Here is a 17,365-nt window from a genome sequence, read left to right as displayed (position 1 = left end):
GTGTCGTCTTGCGCAGGTATCCCGTCACGTACACGCCCTCCCAGGCGGCGATCGAGCGCAAAGGATACCGGCGGCGAACGCGCGTGGCTTTGCGCGATCCCGCCGAACGCAGGCGACGCTGCGCGCAATGCCAACGCGCGCCCGCCCGTCTTCAGGCAGGAAACGCACAACGGCTACAGCGTGGTCAATCCGTGCCGGGAAGCACGTCGCCCTGGCTTATGCCGACGCCGGCAACGCCTCGTAGGCCTGCCGCACCGCGGCCTCGCCGTAGCGCCGCTCCAGCCGGCGCACGATGAAGTGGCCACGCGCCATGGCCTGGAAGTGGGCCATGAACACCGTGTTGAGCAGCGCGCCGCTGGCCGCGCCGACCAGCGGCACCGCCTGCGCGGCCAGCTTCTCGCTGACCGTGATCGAGAACTTCGCCGCGATCCGCGACATCAGCGACACCAGCGCCGGCGCGCCCTTGCTGCCGATGCCGTGCGCGGCGATGTACTGCGCGGCGGCGCTGAGCTGCTGCGCCATCGCCGTGCGCACCGCGAAGTAGCCCGATTCGCTGCCGTCGTCGCGCGCGCTGCGGCCGCCGTGCGCCAGCACTTCCAGGCAGGCCAGGGTGGTCGCCGGATCGTCCAACCGCTCGCCCTCGGCGCGGGCGATGTCGGCGATCGAACGCAGCATCAGCGTGGTGGTCAGCGGCAATTCCACCAGCAACCCGGGCAGGCCGAAGAAACCGCCGGCGGCACCGGTGGCGGCCACCGCCACACCATGCAGGCGCGGCCGCGCCGCACCCGGTGCCTGGGTACGCAGGGTCAGCAGCGCCGAGCGCAAGGCGATGCGCAGCGCGCGATGGCTGATCGCGTCGATCCGCGAGGACAGCGCCTTCGGCAGGCGCTTGCTGAGCAGATCCTCGATCGGCGCGCCGACCGTATTGGCGATCTTCGCCGCCAGGCCGGGATGTTCGAGCAGCGCGTGCGCCTGGGCCAGATCGCGGTGGTCGGCGGCATCCATGGCGGGAACGGGGAGATTGGAGGTCATGGCCAGGAGTCGTGGCGTGGGAACGCACAGCATGCACCGGCCGCCGCCGCGATGCTGTCGAGAGCAGATGACGAGACCGGGAACACGGCGCCCTAGGGCGCGTCATCAATCCCCGAGCAGATCGCGCCACTCTTGTGCGTGGTTCCACCCAGGCGATGACGTGCGCCGAGGGCGCACAAGAGCGGCCCTGCGGGTTGGGCCTGTCAGGCCGCCAGCCGGCGCCGCGCGGCTTGACCTGACCGCCAGTCAGGCGCTGCGCCACGCAGCACCGGCTGGCGACCTGACAGACCCAACGCGACCTACTCCGGAATCGGTGACACGCCCTAGCCTGCGATCTGCTCCAGCGTGCGGTTGCGGGTGCGCGGGCCGAAGAAGCCGATGATCCCGGCCACCGCCAGCAGGCTGGCGACGATGAAGGCCAGCACGCCGCGGTTGCCGGCGCGCTCCAGCAACAGCCCGATCAGCAGGCTGCTGCCGGCGGTGGACAGGCGGCTGAAGGAATAGCAGAAGCCCACCGCGCGGGCGCGCAATGCGGTCGGGAACAGTTCGGCCTGGTAACCGTGGTAGGCGAAGCTCATCCAGGCGTTGCAGAAGGTGATCGCCGCGCCGCAGGCGATGATCGCCAGCGGTTGGGTCTGCCAGGCGAACAGCGCGCCGAACAGCACCGCGCCGAGCGCCGACCACACCACCTGCCACTTGTTCTCCCAGCGCTGGGCGAAACGCAGCAACAGCAGCGGCGCCAGCGGATAGGCCAGCGAGATCGCGAACGCATAGCCCAGCCCGTGCACGCTGTCCGCGCCTTGCGCCGACAACAGCGCCGGCAACCAGTTGCCGAAGCCGAAGAAGCCGATCGCCTGGAACACATGGAACGCCACCAGCATCGCCACGCGGCGCCGGTAAGGCACTTTCCACAGTGCGGCGAAACGCCCCTGCGTCGCCGCGGTGGTGGCGAGCTGCGGTTCGGGCTGTGGCGCGTCCAGTGCGCGGCCCAGGTCCGCCGTGCAACCTGCCTCGAGCTGGCGCAGCACGGCGTCGGCTTCGGCATGCCGGCCCTGCGCGGCCAGCCAGCGCGCCGATTCGGGCAGGCTCCGGCGCAGCCACCAGATCGCCACCGCGAACGTGCCGCTGAGCAGCACCACCCAGCGCCAGCCGCTGACCCCGAACGGCGCATGCGGCACCAGCGCCCACGCACTCACCGCCACCGCCGGCACCGCCAGGAACTGCACGAAGAACGCGAACGCGAAGGCCGCCCCGCGCATGTGCCTGGGCATCAGCTCGGACAGATAGGTATCGATGGTGACCAGCTCGATGCCCAGGCCGATGCCGACCACGAAGCGCCACCCGATCACCCCCAACGCCGTGCTCTGCAGGCCCATAGCCACGGTCGCGGCGGTGTACCAGAGCAGCGCGAAGGTGAACACCGGACGCCGCCCGAAACGGTCGGCGAACGGACTGAGCAGGCTGGCGCCGAGGAACAGGCCCAGGAAGGTGGCCGACGCGAACGCCGCCTGGTCGGCGATTCCGAACGCGCCGGCCGCGCCGGTGGCGAAGATGCCGTCGCGCAGCAGGCCCGGGCTGATGTAGGCGGTCTGGAACAGGTCGTACAGTTCGAAGAAGCCGCCCAGCGCCAGCAGCGCGACCAGGCGCCACAGCGTCGCCGTGGCCGGCAGGCGATCGATGCGCGCGGCCACCAGCGCGACGGAATCGGAACGAGCAGCGACAGGATCGAGCATGGGCATGCACCGGCGAAAAGGGTCGCCGACGGCCTCGACCGTCGGCGCTGGCGCATGCTGCCCGATTGCCCTGCGTATCCGCTACCGCAAGCGGCGATGGTTGCCGGCGCAGTCCGGCTCGCGTTCAGCGGGACGTCGGCTTCGGCCCGCGCGCAGCGTCAGCCAACTAGTGCAGGAACAGCACGTTCAGATCCTGCTTCGGCACGAACTCCTTCTGCTCGAATTCGAAGGTCAGTGGATCGGTGCGCTTCAGCGCGCCGTCGAAGCACAGGCTGAGCATGTCGCTCGGCGCGCGCTTCTTCAGGGTCAGGTGGAAGTCCTGGATCGGCCCCTTCCAGTTGTTGCCGGTCAACAGGATGTAGCGCAGGTTGCTCCATTGCAGGCCCTGCTCGCCCTCGCGGCGGCGCGCGCTCTGCTGCGCGCCGGCGTCCATGCAGGTGTCCTTGGCGTAGTCGCGGATCAACTCGCTGGCCGGCTGCGGTACGCCGCTCGCCAGGCTCGGCGCATAGCTGTGACGGATCGACACCGCCTTGCCCGCGGCAAAGGGCTGCTGCCAGGTGAAATACTCGCTGAGCGTGAAAAGCGGCTGCCCATCCGGGTCGAACCAGCTCTTGGGCAGCGGCTTGCGGCCCTTCGGCGTCTCGCCGGATTCGGTGTAGCTGGCCAGGTCGTCGCTGCTCCAGCCGCTGGCCGCCCACTGCCGCGACACGTCGGTCCCATTCTCCAGCTGCGCCACCAGCTTGCGCTCGGTACGCACCGGCTTGCCGTCCACCCACAGCTTGAACTCGGTCAGTTTGCTGTGGTCGGCCATGCCGAAGTACATCGGCGGCATCGGAAACGCGATCGGCACCACCAGATCGCGCGCACTGGTGTTGGTGAACACGTAGTCCACCCGCACCAGGTCCTCGCTGATGAACAAGGCCTCCTTGCTCATGCGGATATCCGGCTGCTGGATCAGCTGGATGGTGCCGTTGGCATCGCCGAAGCTGCTGTCGTTGGCATGGGCGGTGGCCGCGAACAGCGGCACGAGAGCGAACAGGGTGCGGACCAGCAGGGATTTTGGTGCCATGGGTAGGATAAGTTCGAAGAAAGGAGGCAAATGCGCCAGTCACACAGCCGCTTGTCTAGACCAGCAATCGCCTTCACCTGCGTCCAGGAAGGCGGCGGCGCGGCGGCAAGGACCGTCAGCGCGGCGCGCAACGAGGAAGCCGGAGTGGCGGGAGTTTGGAAGTCATGACACTACGGGGACGCATCCAGTGAGCGCACACGAACCGATCCGTGGTCCTGAGCCGATCGAGGGTCGCGAGACGAAAAAGCGCTCGAAGTATAGCCACGCTACATCGGCATCCGTGCGCCTCATCTCTAAGTCCATACCATTTTCAGGCTTCCGGATCCGGCATCGCCAATGGCGCTGCGCGCCGTATCCTTAGCGAAACATTAACTGCAGGCTTGTAAAGCTGTCTCCGCACATGGATACGAGACAAGGGGAAGGACGCATGGGTACCAGGGAAAACAAGCGCAGCTGGCTGTTGTGGGTGGTGTTGCTGGCCGCTGCGGCGGCCAGCGCCGAAGCGAGCGCGCAGCAGGACCAAGAACAGCGACAGTTGCAACTGCAGCAGCAACAGATGCAACAACAGCAGCAGCTCCAACAGCTTCAGCAACTGCAACTCCAGCAGCAACAGCAGCAGTCGGCGAACGCCGAGTCTTCCAAGGGCCTGTCCTCAGCCTACCTGGACTGCCGCAAGCAGGCCAGCGGCGTCTACGATCAACAGCGCTGCATCGAGCGCGAACGCAGGCTGCAGGAACAGCGCATGACCAAGGCTTACGACACCCTGCGCTATCGGCTCGGAGGCCGCGACCGGGCCACGCTGATGGATGCGCAATACACCTGGCTGCAGTCCGACGCGCAGGCGAGGGATCTGGACAAGGCACTCGGTGGCCACGGCCAGGCGGCCGCCCTGCAGAGCGCAGAAGCCGCGCTGGAGCGGGTCAGCTCGCGCGCCAACGAGTTGGAGAAATACACGCGCATAAACCCCTGAGGCAGAGAAATGCGCAGCGCCCGATTCGGTGGGCGCTGCAGCATGCACTATGTGGTCAGTACGCTGCGCGGCGCATCCCGGCATGGTGAGTGCACGCGATCTGCTTCGCGCAATTCCGCCCCACCTCCGGAGCACCCGATGCAGGCCTACGACATCACTCTGGGCGACTGGCAAAGCGGCCCACCGGCGCACGACAGCGACGGCTGGTGCTTCGGCCTGCCGCCCGGGATTCGCCCGGCACAATGGCCGCTGGATCCGCACAGCGGCTATCCGATGCTGCACGGCTTCACCCTGCGGCTGCCGGCGGACTATCGCGTGCATGGTTCCGACGTGGTGGCACTGTCGTTCTTCGCCACGTCGCTGGATCACAACGACGGCGGCCCGATCGGCGGACCGGATGGCATGGAGGACGTGATCGATGCGCCAAGCCCGCTGCCGCCGGACGACGTGGCACTGCTGCCCTTCTGGGAACGCGCGCGGCAGGCGCATCCGCGGCTGTGGCGGATGCGCGACATCCTGGGTTGCGCCTACGCGGTGATCCTGCTGAGCCAGGACGAAGCCGATGGCCCGCCGTGCCCACCGCCGGCGCTGGTGGATAGTCCGCTGCAGCACGTGTTGGCCGTGCCGCAGTGGCTAGGCGCCGGGGCGGCAGCCGGCTTCGCTGCGTGGGAGCGGCGGGATATACCACTGCCGGAAGCGCGCGACCCGCACATCGTCCATCGCCCGTTCGAGCTGAGCGCGCGCGCCAACGATCCCAACGCCGGCAGGCCGCCGCGGGAATACTTCGGCGACACGCCCGGCGATGGCGACTATCAACCCTTCCACTACTGGCTGGACGGCGAGATCGCGACCGAGAACTACCGCGAACACGACTGGGCCGCCGGCCACGCCGCCAACCACCTCGGCGGCACCATGCGCCCGGTGCAGAACGTGCCGGAATTCAGCCCTTACTACATCGGGTTCGAAGAGGACTTCGGCGGCTACAACTTCGGCGGCGGCAACGCGCAACTGGACTTCAAGGACATGCAGTTCGACTGGGCCTGCGGCTGAGGTCGGCAACGCGGGTAAACGTTACTCGCGATCGGCTTAACCGGCGAAATAGCCTGCGCTGTCCAGGTCTTGCAGCAGGCTCGGGCCGGTCGGCTGCCAGCCCAGCCGTTCGCGCGTCCATGCGCTGGAAGTGGGGACGTCCTGGCTGGCGAAGCGCGCCTTCCAGCCGAACTGCGCCGGCGCTGCCTCGGCCAGGATCGAGCGCACCGGCAACTGCAGGTGCAGGCCGATGGCCGCAGCGATGTCGCCGAACGCCACACCGCGAGCTGAACTGCTTGCTGGGTTTCGTGTTGACAACAACAGACAGCCGCCAAATAATAGAACCGTACAGTTTGGTTTTTATACAAGCTATTTGGAATAGCCTTCCGAGCAGGCAACGACGGCAGCGCTGACCCGTCGCTACCGCGTAGCAACAATGCTGCATCGTGTTGTGCTGTTCGTCCCCCCCAGTGCTTTTTTGCCACCCCCGCCAGGCCTCCCCCATGAAGCCGCACCATCCCACTCCTTCTGTTTCCTCACCCGCATTGCGTCCGGGTGAGCAGGCGCTGTTCGACCTTCCGGAGATCCCGTCGGCGCGCGTGCGCCCGGCAGCCGGCTGGATGAGCCGGCGCCTGCACACGATCGCCGCGATGCTGTCGCGCAGTCGCTCGGACCGTTGCGGTCGACGCGATTGAACGCGCCGGCGCCCGGTAACGGGCGCATGCGAGCGGCGCCATCCCAGCGCATATCGGATCGCTGCAGCACGCAGCGCCATTCGACGCGATGATACGGTCGCTGCAGCCATCCGCTGCGGCGATGTCGGAACGTCCGGCGCCGAGCGCCGGCAACACGCTGCACCCACCCTGGAGCGATATCCATGAACAAGATCACCTTGGCCGGCGCGTTGCTGGCGAGCCTGTCCCTGCCGATGCTGGCCCAGGCCTCCAGCTTCGCCGGCAGCTCTGCCGGCGCGTCCTCGGCCGGCAGCAGCAGTTCCGGCGACGACAAAGTGGTGTTGCAGGCGCGCGACGATGCCGCGAGCTTCGTCGCCAGCGACGGCCGCATCCGCGGCGCGCAACTGGAATCGGCGCTGCGCGCGCTGCGCGAACGCGACCCGGGCGCGCGCCAGGCCAGCGACCTGCAACTGGCCCAGGCCATCCTCGCCCGCTGACACCTGGCTGGCGACTGCCGTCCGGCGGCAACTCCATCCGGCATCCCGGCCGCCATTCGACCCTGGCTACCCGCCAGCCAAGCTCTATTCGCAGGTCGCTCAAGTTCGCCAGGCGGTCGCCCGCCTGCACGGACGGACGGCATCACGGCGTCAACGTACCGGTGCGCGTAGCGTCAGCGCCGGATCGCACGCAGTGCGTTACCCGCCCATGGAGAATCGAATGAACAAGATGCTTGGCGTTGTGCTCGCTTGCGCCCTGGCCGCCGGCTTTCCTGCCGTTGCAGGCGCGGACCAGGTCCCGCCCCAGGACCGCCACGACGACGGCCGCCGTCACGACGACCCGCCGCGGCCGGGCCAACTGGGCACGGATCGCCGCGACGAAGCGCGGCACGACAACCGCCATGACGATCGGCCCGGCGACCACCGCGACGACCACCGCAGGGACGACCGCCCGGACGACAAGCGCTATGGGCGTTGGGATCCCAAGTGGGGCCCGCGTCCGGGCAACCCGCCCGCGCACCGCGCGCGGCACGACGATTGGTATCGCCACGTGCGCACCTGCCAGCAGCGCTACCGCAGCTACGACGCGCGCACCGACACCTTCGTCCATCGCGGCCGCCGCCTGCGCTGCTCGCTGTAAGCGGCAAGCGCCTGCCCGCGTTTTGCGCAAGCGGCGCAGAACGCGGGGCAGGCTTCTCGATGCCAGGTGAGCGCAACGCGCGCGGGCCTGGTCGAATAACGAAGTGCAGCAGCGCAATTTTCTACGGGATGAGCGGCCTCATCCGGCGAGCGGCCCAGACCGTTGCTAGCACCATCCGGGACACGCTCACTGCTGCCCAGCACAGTCCGTATTCTGCGCGTCGCAGATCTCTGCGGCGCGGCGGATCTGCGCATCGCTCAACGGCGGCGGGCGGGCGACCGCCGCCTGAACCTGGTCCGGCGCGCCAGTGAGCGTATGCAGGCCCTTGGCGACCTTGCCGGCAACGTAATAGACGCCGAGCGCGATGTAGCCGCCGCCCTGGCTGACCTGCTCCACCGAGGGCGGTGGCCGCCAATCCTTGTCGAAGCGGTTGGGTTGGGCGCTGACCGGATTCTTGAAGCGATACAGGTCCAGCGGCTGCTCCACGTCCGGCGGCAGCGCGCGCACTTCGTCGAGGGTCTGGATGTCCTGCTGCGGCGGGCTGGCCGCGGCGGGCGCGGGGTCGACCTGTTGGGCATGCGCCTGCGCGACCGCGCCAAGCAGCGCGGCGGCAACGACGAAACGCGCGGCATTGCACATCGAGATCGATCCTTTTCCATGCATCGCCATGGCAACTGCCGAGCTTACGGTCGGCGGCTGAACGTCGCCATTGCCGCGGCGATGGGAGGACGCATGCCGCCGCCGGCGCTCGCCCTTGCCCGCCGGTTCAGGCCGTCTGCAACGGCTGCAGGCACAACCAGATGGCGCACCAGTGCGACAGCGCGCCGCCCAGCACGTGCGCGTGCCAGATGGCGCGGTTGTAGACCATCGACTTGCGCACGTAGAAGCCCACGCCCACCGTGTAGAACATGCCGCCGGCGGCGATGAACCACAGCACGGCGCTGTCCAGGCTGGCCATGAGCGGCTTGATCGCGACGATGCCGGCCCAGCCCAGCAGCAGGTAGATCGCCACCCAGAAGCCCTTGCTGATGCCGGGCAGGAACAGTTTGGCGAACACCCCGAACAGCGCCACGCCCCACACCGCCAGGGTCATCGACCAGACCCAGGCGCCAGACAGCGCCAGCACGAACAGCGGCGTGTAGGAGCCGGCGATCATCACGAAGATGCCGGCGTGGTCGAGCTTGCGCAGAATCGGCTGGCGCTGCGGCGTGGCGAAGTTGTAGGCCGCCGAGCAGGCGAACATCACCAGCATCCCCAGTGCGTAGACGCAGGTGGCCAGGAGCAGCGCGTGGTTGGCGTGGGGGCGCCAGATCAGCATGGCGCCGCCGACGATCGACAGCAGCAGGCCGGCGGCGTGCACGATCAGGTCGGCGCGGCGGGCACCGGCGGTTTTGTAATGGGCGGCGGGAGCGGGGGCAGGCACGGACAAGGCGAGTCTTCGGCACGTCGGGGGACGGCGCCGCTGCGCGAGGGGGGAGCACAGGATACGCGCTGGCCGCGACGATCAGTCGGCTTTCTCGGCCGCCGGCCGCTACAGCCGTGCGGCGCGGCGGCAACGGCCGCGCGCATGGCGGCGGCTACGCCGCGATGCGTTCGATCTTGCGCGCTTGCGCACCCAGCGCGCGCCGCGCCTGTTCCAGGTCATAGTCGGCCTGCAGGCCGAGCCAGAAGCGCTCGCTGGTCCCGAGCGCGGCCGCCAACCGGATCGCACTGTCGGCACTGACGCTGCGCTTGCCCAGCACGATCTCGTTGATGCGGCGCGGCGGCACGCCGGCGGCGCGCGCCAGTGCGTTCTGGCTGATGCCCAGCGGGATCAGGAATTCCTCCAGCAGGACTTCGCCGGGGTGGATGTTGGGCAGGGTCTTCATGGCGGCTCGATGGGTCAGTGGTAGTCGACGATTTCCACGTCCAGCGCATCGCCGTCCTTCCATTGGAAGCACACGCGCCATTGATCGTTGATCCGGATGCTGCACTGACCCTTACGGTTTCCCTTCAACGCCTCCAGACGGTTGGCCGGCGGAACACGCAGATCGTCCAGCGTGGCCGCGCTGTTGAGCATGCGCAGCTTGCGCCGCGCCACGGCCTGGATGTCGGCCGGCAATCGCCGGGAAGGCGTGCCCTGCCAGATCTTTTCGGCTTCCTTGTCGACAAAGTTCCGGATCACGCAGCAACCATAACGCAGCTCGTCATATGACGCAACCCGTCATGGAGATCCTGCGCGTCTTTCGCTGCGCTGGCTGAATCTGCTCAGCCAGCGGCCCTCGCCCGGTTGGCTGCTGTCTCATACCCTGAGACGCCGTTCCGCTTCCCTGTCCCGCTTTGAGAGCCGTCCCGATGCCCGCCCACGCCCTAGCCCGCCGCACCGAGGACGCCGAGCGCGCCCTGTCCACCACCGGCGGCGAGCCCTCGCGCGACGGTGCGCTGCTGACCGAGCGGCTGGAGCGGCGCTACCACGACCGCATCACCGGCAGCTTCATGATCCCCGGGCGCGAAGGCCGCTACGCGCCGATCCCGGACGACGTGCCGGCGGCGCTGGTCGCGGCGCTGAAGGCGCGCGGCATCGAGCAGTTGTACAGCCACCAGGCCGAGGCCTGGGACGCGGCGCAGCGCGGCGAACACGTGGCCATCGTCACTCCCACCGCCTCGGGCAAGTCGCTGTGCTACACGTTGCCGGTGGTGGCCGCGGCGATGACCGCGCAGGCCAAGGCGCTGTACCTGTTCCCGACCAAGGCGCTGGCGCAGGACCAGGTGGCCGAGCTGCTGGAACTCAACCGGGCCGGCGAGCTGGGAGTGAAGGCCTTCACCTTCGACGGCGACACCCCGGGCGATGCGCGCCAGGCGATCCGCCTGCACGGCGACATCGTGGTCAGCAATCCGGACATGCTGCACCAGGCGATCCTGCCGCATCACACCAAGTGGGCGCAGTTCTTCGAGAACCTGCGCTACGTGGTGATCGACGAGATCCATACCTACCGCGGCGTGTTCGGCAGCCACGTCACCAACGTGCTGCGACGGCTCAAGCGCATCTGCGCGTTCTACGGGGTGAACCCGCAGTTCATCCTGTGCTCGGCCACCATCGGCAATCCGCGTGCGCACGCCGAAGCGCTGATCGAGCAGCGCGTGCATGCCATCACCGAGTCCGGCGCGCCGTCCGGCGACAAGCACGTACTGCTGTGGAACCCGCCGGTGGTCAACGCCGACCTGGGCCTGCGCGCGTCGGCGCGTTCGCAGAGCAACCGCATCGCGCGCATCGCGATCAAGAGCGGACTGAAGACCCTGGTGTTCGCGCAGACCCGGCTGATGGTGGAAGTGCTGACCAAGTACCTGAAGGACATCTTCGACCACGATCCGCGCAAGCCGCCGCGCATCCGCGCCTACCGCGGTGGCTACCTGCCCACCGAGCGTCGCGAGGCCGAGCGCGCGATGCGTGCCGGCAGCATCGACGGCATCGTCTCCACCTCGGCGCTGGAACTGGGCGTGGACATCGGCTCGCTGGACGTGGTGGTGCTCAACGGCTACCCCGGCAGCGTGGCCGCGACCTGGCAGCGTTTCGGCCGCGCCGGGCGCCGCCAGCAGCCGTCGCTGGGCGTGCTGGTGGCCAGTTCGCAGCCGCTGGACCAGTACGTGGTGCGGCATCCGGACTTCTTCGCCGACGCCTCGCCCGAACATGCGCGCATCGCCCCGGACCAGCCGCTGATCCTGTTCGACCACATCCGCTGCGCCGCGTTCGAGCTGACCTTCGTCGCCGGCGAAGCGTTCGGCCCGGTCGATCCGGCGGTGTTCCTGGAAGCGCTGGCGGAAAGCGATGTGGTGCACCAGGAAGGCGACCGCTGGGAATGGATCGCCGACAGCTATCCGGCCAACGCGGTGAGCCTGCGCTCGGTGGCCGACGGCAATTTCGTGGTGGTGGACAAGACCGACGGCAAGCAGCAGATCATCGCCGAGGTGGATTATTCCGCCGCCGCGCTCACCCTGTACGAAGGCGCGATCCACATGGTGCAGAGCACCCCGTACCAGGTGGAGAAGCTGGACTGGGAAGGGCGCAAGGCCTACGTCACCCGCACCCACGTGGACTACTACACCGACAGCATCGACTTCACCAAGCTCAAGGTGCTGGACCGCTTCGACGGCGGCGCGGCCGGGCGCGGCGACAGCCACCACGGCGAAGTGCACGTTGTGCGGCGCGTGGCCGGCTACAAGAAGATCCGCTACTACACCCACGAGAATATCGGCTACGGCCCGGTCACCCTGCCCGACCAGGAACTGCATACCACCGCGGTGTGGTGGCAGCTGCCGCAGGCCACGCTACTGAAGGCATTCGCCGCCAAGCAGGACGCGCTGGACGGCTTCCTCGGCGCGGCCTACGCGCTGCACGTGGTGGCGACGGTGGCGGTGATGGCCGACGCGCGCGACCTGCAGAAAGCGGTGGGCGACGGCGACGGCGCCTGGTTCGCGATGGCCGATGCCAAGGGCCGCGGCCAGCTGCGCGGCGGCGACAACGGCGAACCGGTCGGCGTGGAACTGCAGCAGTTCGTGCCCACCGTATACCTGTACGACAACTTCCCCGGCGGCGTGGGCCTGAGCGAACCGCTGTGGCAGCGCCAGGCCGAGCTGGTGCAGCGCGCGCGCGAACTGGTGCAGCGCTGCGACTGCGTGGCCGGTTGCCCGGCCTGCGTCGGCCCGGTGCTGGCCGCGCAGGAAGACAGCGCGACCACACCAAAGGCGCTGGCGCTGCAGGTACTGCGCCTGTTGCTGGACGGTGGCGCGGCGCTGGACGAGGAAACCACCGCGATCGACAGCGAACTGGATGCGCTGCCGGAGTGGAGCGCATGAGCGTCGGCCCAGAGTTTGCGTGGGCGTTGCGCCTGTTGCCGCAAGATGTGGTGCCGGATGGCGCGTCGAGCGCAGTCGACGTCGATCTCCACATGCTGACGGAACGGAGCGCATGAGCGTCGGCTTCGGACATCCGTGCAGGTTGCGCTTGCTGCCGGAACGATCGGCGCGCGACAACGCATCGAATCGACCCACTGATCCCACAGCGTTGCTGGAGTCGCGCGTATGAGCGGCAGCCTGGAATGTCGGTACGCATCGCGTTTTCTGCTGGAACGGGCGGTGTTGGACCACGCAGCGATCGCGGTCCATGCCGGTCCCGCAGCCTTGCCGGTGTCGCGCGCATGAGCATCAGCCTCGAGCGCCTGCGCGCGCTGCGCAAGCAGGCCGGCGATGCGAGTGTGGACGCGCCGCGTCCGTCGACGCCGGGCGTGCGGCCAAACAGCCCTTCCGGCGCCGCAGGTGCCAAAGCTTCGGCACCCGTGCCTGCAAGGGCAGCCGCGCCCGCCAGCGGATCCACGCTGCTGCGCAAGCCACCCCGCGACACCGCTGCGGCGCCCGCCCCACCTACGTCACGCGCGCCGTTGCCTGCGCATAGCGTCGACACCGCCGTCGCCGTGGCGCCGCCGATCGCGATCGAACCGTTCGACCGGCGCGGTGCCGACGTCGCGTCGCTACGGCGCCTGCTCGGCATGCGCGAGCGCGCGGTGGCGCCGGCCGCGTCACCACGCAAGCCGCAGGCGGCCGACCGCCACCTGCCCGGAGTGGAAATCGCGCCCGGCCTGCACCTGATCGAAGCGTTCCTGCCGCAACCGATCCCCGCCGCCGCGCTGTCGCTGGCCTTCGCCCGCCGCGAGGACGCGGTGCAGCCGTCGGACCTGCTGTTCTTCGACACCGAGACCACCGGCCTGGCCGGCGGCACCGGCACCCGCGCTTTCATGATCGGCGCGGCCGACTGGTACCTGCATCCGGTCGAAGGTCCCGGCCTGCGCATCCGCCAGCTGATGATGGCGACGATGGGCGCGGAGAAGGCCATGCTCGAAGCGTTCCGCGAATGGCTGGCGCCGACCACGGTGCTGTCCAGCTACAACGGCCGCTGCTACGACGCGCCGCTGCTGAAGACCCGCTACCGGCTGGCGCGCTGCGCCGATCCGCTGTCGGCGCTGGACCATGTGGACCTGCTGCATCCCACCCGCCGTCGTTACCGCGGCACCTGGGAGAACTGCAAGCTGTCCACGATCGAACGCCAGCTGCTGCGCATCGTGCGCGAGGACGACCTGCCCGGCTCCGAAGCGCCGGCCGCATGGCTGAGCTACCTGCGCGGCGGCAGCGCGCGCAACCTGCGCCGCGTCGCCGCGCACAACCACCAGGACGTGGTGACGCTTGCGCTGCTGCTGCAGCGCCTGGTCGACAATGAAGCCGAAGAGCGCGAGGTGGTGCCGTTCGTGGAAGCGCCGTAGCGCAGCGCTTTAGCCCCTCTCCCACCGGGAGAGGGGTTGGGGTGAGGGTACGGCACCAGGCGCGATGCTCGATTGGATGCACGAGGCTACGCCCGTACCCTCATCCGGCGCTTCGCGCCACCTTCTCCCGAAAAGGGGGCCATGGTCCCGGTGGGAGAAGGAACAGCCGCAGCGCGTTAGCCCCTCTCCCCCCGGGAGAGGGGTTGGGGTGAGGGTACGGCCCCAGGCGCGGCGCTAGATTGGATGCACGAGGCTTCGCCCGTACCCTCATCCGGCGCTTCGCGCCACCTTCCCCCGAAAAGGGGGCCATGGTCCCGGTGGGAGAAGGGAATAGCCGCACTGTGTTGTAGCCCCACCTCTCAACGCTGATGGATTCCAGACAACAACCCTAACTCTCCCGCACCTCCGTCTCGATCCGCCACGCCGCGAACTCGCCTTCGAATTCGGCCAAACTCAGCAGACCCATGCACGCATGCGCGCCCACCGGCAGCGGCGCGCCGCTGGCCAGCTTGCGTACCAGCAGGATCGCGGCCAGGCAGGGAATCTCCGGGCCGTGCAGGGTCGGCGCGGTCAGTTCCCAGCACAGCGCGTGCGGGCGGCCATCGCGCAGTCCACGCAACTGCACCGACATGCCGCCCAGGTCGCTGCCGAAGCGATCGAACCAGCGTCCGGCGTGCGCGAACAGTGCCGCCAGCGAGCGCATCGGCAGCGGCACGCCGAGCCCGCGCAGGCGCGCGAGCGCGGCCAGGCAGCGCTGCAGGAACGGCAGTTCCAGCGCCGCGCGGAAGCGTACGTTGCGCACGCCGGGATAGCGCGCCACCAGCAGGTCGTGATCGGGCACGTCGCAGGGCGCGGCCAGACGCGGCGCAAGCCGCGCGAACGTCACCGGCTGCGGTGCGGCCCAGCCCAGCGTGCGCTGCCAGCGTCCATCGCACCACCAGTCGAAGGGCAGGCCGCAATACGACAGCACCGCGCGCACCGTGGCCATGCCCAACGGCGTGGCCTGCGCCGGCGCGATGACCAGGTCGATGTCGTGCAACTGCGAGAAGCGCGGACGCAACGCATCGACCACCGCGCTGGACAGCGCCGGCAGCGTGCTGGCGCCGCTGATCGCGGTGCGCCCGGCCTGCCGCGCCAGCACATCCAGCGCGGCGGGAAAGTCGCGCACGAACGCGCGGCCGTCGGCCAGGTCGATGTAGTGCATGCCGGCCTGCAGGCAGGCATGCGCGACCGCGTAGTCCTGGCCCTGGAACGGCCCAGCGGTGTGCACCACGATGTCCGCGCCGGTAGCGGTCAGCTGCGCCGGAAAATCCGCCGCCGCAGTGTCCAGGCGGCACACCGCGACGCCGCCCAGGTCCGCGCCGGCGAGATTGGTGGCGGCAGCGCCAGGATGGCGTCCGGCCGCGATCACCTGCAGCGTCGGCGTCGCCGCCAGCGCGCGCACGATCCGCGCGCCGAAATGGCCGTAGCCGCCCAGCACTACCACCTTGCAAACAGCCATTGCCCTTGCCCCCTCCTGTCGGCGTCCGCGGCGATTATCCGCGCGGGCGCCGCCTGCGGGGAATCGCTCAGCCGTCGATCGGCGTGGCCAGCCCTTGCGCGATGGCCTCGCGGATCAGCTGCTCGGCCTGCTGCCGTGCGCGTGCGCTGGCATCGGCCTGCTGCTTGCCCAGCCGGGACTGTTGCAGGCCGAGTTGCGCCTGTTGCTTGGCCAGCTCCTGGATCTTCTTGCCCAGGTCCTGCCGGCGCAGTTGCTCGGTCGCCCGCTGCGCCGCCATGCGCTCGATCTGCGCCTGGCTGGCGGCGCCATGGCTGGCGGCGACCGCCGCCTCGGCCTGGCGCGCGGCGCTCTCGGCCATCTGCGCGCTCAGTTCCGCCATGCGTTCGCCCAGGTCGCCCTGGCGCTCGCCGAGATCGCCTTGCTGGTCGCCCAGTTCGGCCTGCGCATCGGCAAGCTCCAGGGTCTGCGCATGCAGTTCCTGGAAGCGCGCCAGCGCCGCCGGATCGCGGACCACGTAACGATGACCGGCATGGCGCAACCACAGGATCTCGCCATCGTTGCCGGCCAGGCGACGCGCTTCGCGCAGGTCGTCCAGCGAGGCATCCATCAGATTGTGCCCGTCCTGCACCAGCACGTAGGCGTCCTGCTCGTTGTGCGGCGAGAGCGAAATGCGGCCTTGGGTGAGCAGCGGCGCATCGGTTTCCGGCGGCGCAGCGGGTGGGGTCGGTGGCACCGGCACCGTCGGCGGCTCCGGAGGGCTTGCCGGCGCCACGGGTGCAGGCCGTGCCAGCACGCTGGCCACGATCGAGGTCGACTGCGCCGCAGGCGCGGCAGTGGCCGGTGTGGCCGCTGCGACCGGCGCGGCGGCCGGCGCAGCCACCGCTGCCGCGTTCGCCGGCGCCGGCTTGGCCACCAGGCGCAACGGCATCACTCCGGCCAGCGCGATCGCGGCGGTGATCAACCCGGCGCCCAGGCGCGAAAAGGAGGCGGTGCTCTGCAGCATCAGCAGCCGCCGCTTCAGGCTGACGAAGCTGGGCGAGGCGCTGGCCACGCCGGCCGCCGGCCGCGGCGCCACACCCAACTGCACCAGCAGCCGCGCGTAGTTGTGCCGGCAGTGCCGGTGCCCGGCGACCACCGCCGCATCGCAGGCCGCTTCGCGGGCCAGTGCGTATTCGCGCACCGCCAGGTGCACCATCGGGTGGAAGAAGAACAGGTGCTGCGCCAGCGCCGGCAACAGGCCCCACCACAGGTCGCGGCGCTGCAGATGCACCAGTTCGTGGGTCAATGCCATGTCCAGATCGTCGGCGTGCATCGCCGCCAGGCGCCGCGCCGGCAGCAGCAGCACCGGCTGCCACGGGCCGATCAGTTGCGGCGAATCGATCTGCGCGGACAGCCGCAGCTGCGGCGGCTGGCGCAGGCCGTGCGCTTCGGCGGCCAGGCGCAAGGCGCCGAGCAAGGCGGCATCGGTGCACGGCGTGCTGGCGCGCACCAGGCGCCGGCTGGCGCGGTAGGCATGGCCGCTGCGCAGCGCGCCGAGCAGCACGCCCGCCATCCACAGCGCGACCAGCGCCTGCGCCCAGGACAGCGACGCTGCAGCAGCGGCCTGCTGCGTGGCGGCACGCGGCGATGCGGCAGTCGCAGCGCCCGCGTCCTGCAGCGAGGCGGCTGGCAACGCGGTCGCGGCAACGGCGGTCTGTGCCGGCGCAGCGGGCAACACCGGCAGGTGCAGCGCACCGGCCCACAGCAGGCCGAGCACGGTCTGCGCGCCGACCAGCCACCACAGCCGGCAGCGCGTGGCCGCCGGCAATGCCGGCAACCAGCGGCACAGCGCCCAGATCGCCGCGACCAGGATCGCCGCCTGCACGCTGGTCGCCAGCAGCCGCGACAGCAGGGTCTCGAACAACGTCGTGCCTAAAATCGTGTCCATGCC

17 protein-coding genes are annotated in these 17,365 nt (G+C 69.5%); 7 read left to right on the top strand and 10 right to left on the bottom strand.

From position 1 onward, the window contains the following. Window positions 1-216: 216 nt before the first annotated feature. The 3 genes from HEP73_RS01095 to HEP73_RS01085 all read right to left on the bottom strand — a co-directional run bounded on the left by HEP73_RS01095 (window position 217) and on the right by HEP73_RS01085 (window position 3,834). A complete protein-coding gene (locus HEP73_RS01095; RefSeq protein ID WP_255423624.1) occupies window positions 217-1,032 on the bottom strand; it encodes an EcsC family protein in 816 nt (271 codons plus the stop codon). 323 nt (window positions 1,033-1,355) lie between these two features. Then, complete coding sequence (locus tag HEP73_RS01090) at window positions 1,356-2,765, bottom strand: MFS transporter (RefSeq protein WP_185821798.1); 1,410 nt, start codon at window positions 2,763-2,765, stop codon at window positions 1,356-1,358. 166 nt (window positions 2,766-2,931) lie between these two features. Then, entirely contained in the window at window positions 2,932-3,834 is a 903-nt protein-coding gene (locus HEP73_RS01085; protein WP_185821797.1) for a DUF4424 family protein, read from the bottom strand. Between the two features lie 466 nt (window positions 3,835-4,300). Between HEP73_RS01085 and HEP73_RS22520 the strand changes: the two genes are divergently transcribed. Further along, entirely contained in the window at window positions 4,301-4,804 is a 504-nt protein-coding gene (locus HEP73_RS22520) for a lysozyme inhibitor LprI family protein (RefSeq protein ID WP_255423623.1), read from the top strand. 138 nt (window positions 4,805-4,942) lie between these two features. Beyond that, a complete protein-coding gene (locus tag HEP73_RS01075; protein WP_185821796.1) occupies window positions 4,943-5,854 on the top strand; it encodes a hypothetical protein in 912 nt (303 codons plus the stop codon). A gap of 36 nt (window positions 5,855-5,890) precedes the next feature. Here HEP73_RS01075 and HEP73_RS01070 read toward each other — a convergent pair whose 3' ends face one another. Continuing rightward, window positions 5,891-6,112, bottom strand: coding sequence for a Rossmann-fold NAD(P)-binding domain-containing protein (locus HEP73_RS01070; protein WP_221899366.1), 222 nt, complete (start codon window positions 6,110-6,112; stop codon window positions 5,891-5,893). Between the two features lie 224 nt (window positions 6,113-6,336). Between HEP73_RS01070 and HEP73_RS01065 the strand changes: the two genes are divergently transcribed. The 3 genes from HEP73_RS01065 to HEP73_RS01055 all read left to right on the top strand — a co-directional run bounded on the left by HEP73_RS01065 (window position 6,337) and on the right by HEP73_RS01055 (window position 7,644). Next, on the top strand, window positions 6,337-6,528 hold the full coding sequence (locus HEP73_RS01065) for a hypothetical protein (protein WP_185821795.1): 192 nt from the start codon (window positions 6,337-6,339) through the stop codon (window positions 6,526-6,528). Between the two features lie 182 nt (window positions 6,529-6,710). Continuing rightward, window positions 6,711-7,004, top strand: coding sequence for a DUF2388 domain-containing protein (locus tag HEP73_RS01060; RefSeq protein WP_185821794.1), 294 nt, complete (start codon window positions 6,711-6,713; stop codon window positions 7,002-7,004). Window positions 7,005-7,224: 220 nt separating this feature from the next. Then, on the top strand, window positions 7,225-7,644 hold the full coding sequence (locus HEP73_RS01055) for a BA14K family protein (protein ID WP_185821793.1): 420 nt from the start codon (window positions 7,225-7,227) through the stop codon (window positions 7,642-7,644). Between the two features lie 186 nt (window positions 7,645-7,830). On the opposite strand, the gene HEP73_RS01050 is transcribed toward HEP73_RS01055, so the two are convergent. From HEP73_RS01050 to HEP73_RS01035, 4 genes are all read right to left on the bottom strand, one after another. After that, on the bottom strand, window positions 7,831-8,283 hold the full coding sequence (locus HEP73_RS01050; RefSeq protein ID WP_185821792.1) for a hypothetical protein: 453 nt from the start codon (window positions 8,281-8,283) through the stop codon (window positions 7,831-7,833). A gap of 127 nt (window positions 8,284-8,410) precedes the next feature. Continuing rightward, the gene (trhA, locus tag HEP73_RS01045) at window positions 8,411-9,073 is read right to left on the bottom strand and encodes a PAQR family membrane homeostasis protein TrhA (protein WP_185821791.1); all 663 of its coding nucleotides are present in this window, start codon (window positions 9,071-9,073) and stop codon (window positions 8,411-8,413) included. 148 nt (window positions 9,074-9,221) lie between these two features. Beyond that, on the bottom strand, window positions 9,222-9,512 hold the full coding sequence (locus HEP73_RS01040) for a HigA family addiction module antitoxin (RefSeq protein ID WP_179571181.1): 291 nt from the start codon (window positions 9,510-9,512) through the stop codon (window positions 9,222-9,224). A gap of 14 nt (window positions 9,513-9,526) precedes the next feature. Next, window positions 9,527-9,808, bottom strand: a complete 282-nt coding sequence (locus HEP73_RS01035) for a type II toxin-antitoxin system RelE/ParE family toxin (protein WP_185821790.1) — start codon at window positions 9,806-9,808, stop codon at window positions 9,527-9,529. Window positions 9,809-9,978: 170 nt separating this feature from the next. Between HEP73_RS01035 and HEP73_RS01030 the strand changes: the two genes are divergently transcribed. Together HEP73_RS01030 and HEP73_RS22515 are read left to right on the top strand one after the other, a co-directional pair. Further along, complete coding sequence (locus tag HEP73_RS01030; protein ID WP_185821789.1) at window positions 9,979-12,477, top strand: DEAD/DEAH box helicase; 2,499 nt, start codon at window positions 9,979-9,981, stop codon at window positions 12,475-12,477. 341 nt (window positions 12,478-12,818) lie between these two features. Next, window positions 12,819-13,934: a ribonuclease H-like domain-containing protein gene (locus HEP73_RS22515; RefSeq protein ID WP_255423622.1), complete on the top strand. Its 1,116-nt coding sequence runs from the start codon at window positions 12,819-12,821 to the stop codon at window positions 13,932-13,934. 388 nt (window positions 13,935-14,322) lie between these two features. Here the strand turns inward: HEP73_RS22515 and HEP73_RS01020 are convergent, their stop codons facing one another. Together HEP73_RS01020 and HEP73_RS01015 are read right to left on the bottom strand one after the other, a co-directional pair. Beyond that, window positions 14,323-15,435 carry a saccharopine dehydrogenase family protein gene (locus HEP73_RS01020; protein WP_185821788.1) on the bottom strand — a complete coding sequence of 371 codons (1,113 nt, stop codon included), beginning with the start codon at window positions 15,433-15,435 and terminating at the stop codon, window positions 14,323-14,325. A 67-nt stretch (window positions 15,436-15,502) separates the two neighbouring features. Further along, a complete protein-coding gene (locus tag HEP73_RS01015; RefSeq protein WP_185821787.1) occupies window positions 15,503-17,362 on the bottom strand; it encodes a M56 family metallopeptidase in 1,860 nt (619 codons plus the stop codon). Between the last annotated feature and the right edge of the window lie 3 nt (window positions 17,363-17,365).

The sequence above is a fragment of the Xanthomonas sp. GW genome (assembly GCF_014236815.1).
Classification (GTDB): Bacteria; Pseudomonadota; Gammaproteobacteria; order Xanthomonadales; family Xanthomonadaceae; genus Xanthomonas_A.
The sequence above is the reverse complement of the archived record's forward strand: the minus strand, read 5'-3'. Positions and strand labels throughout refer to the sequence as shown.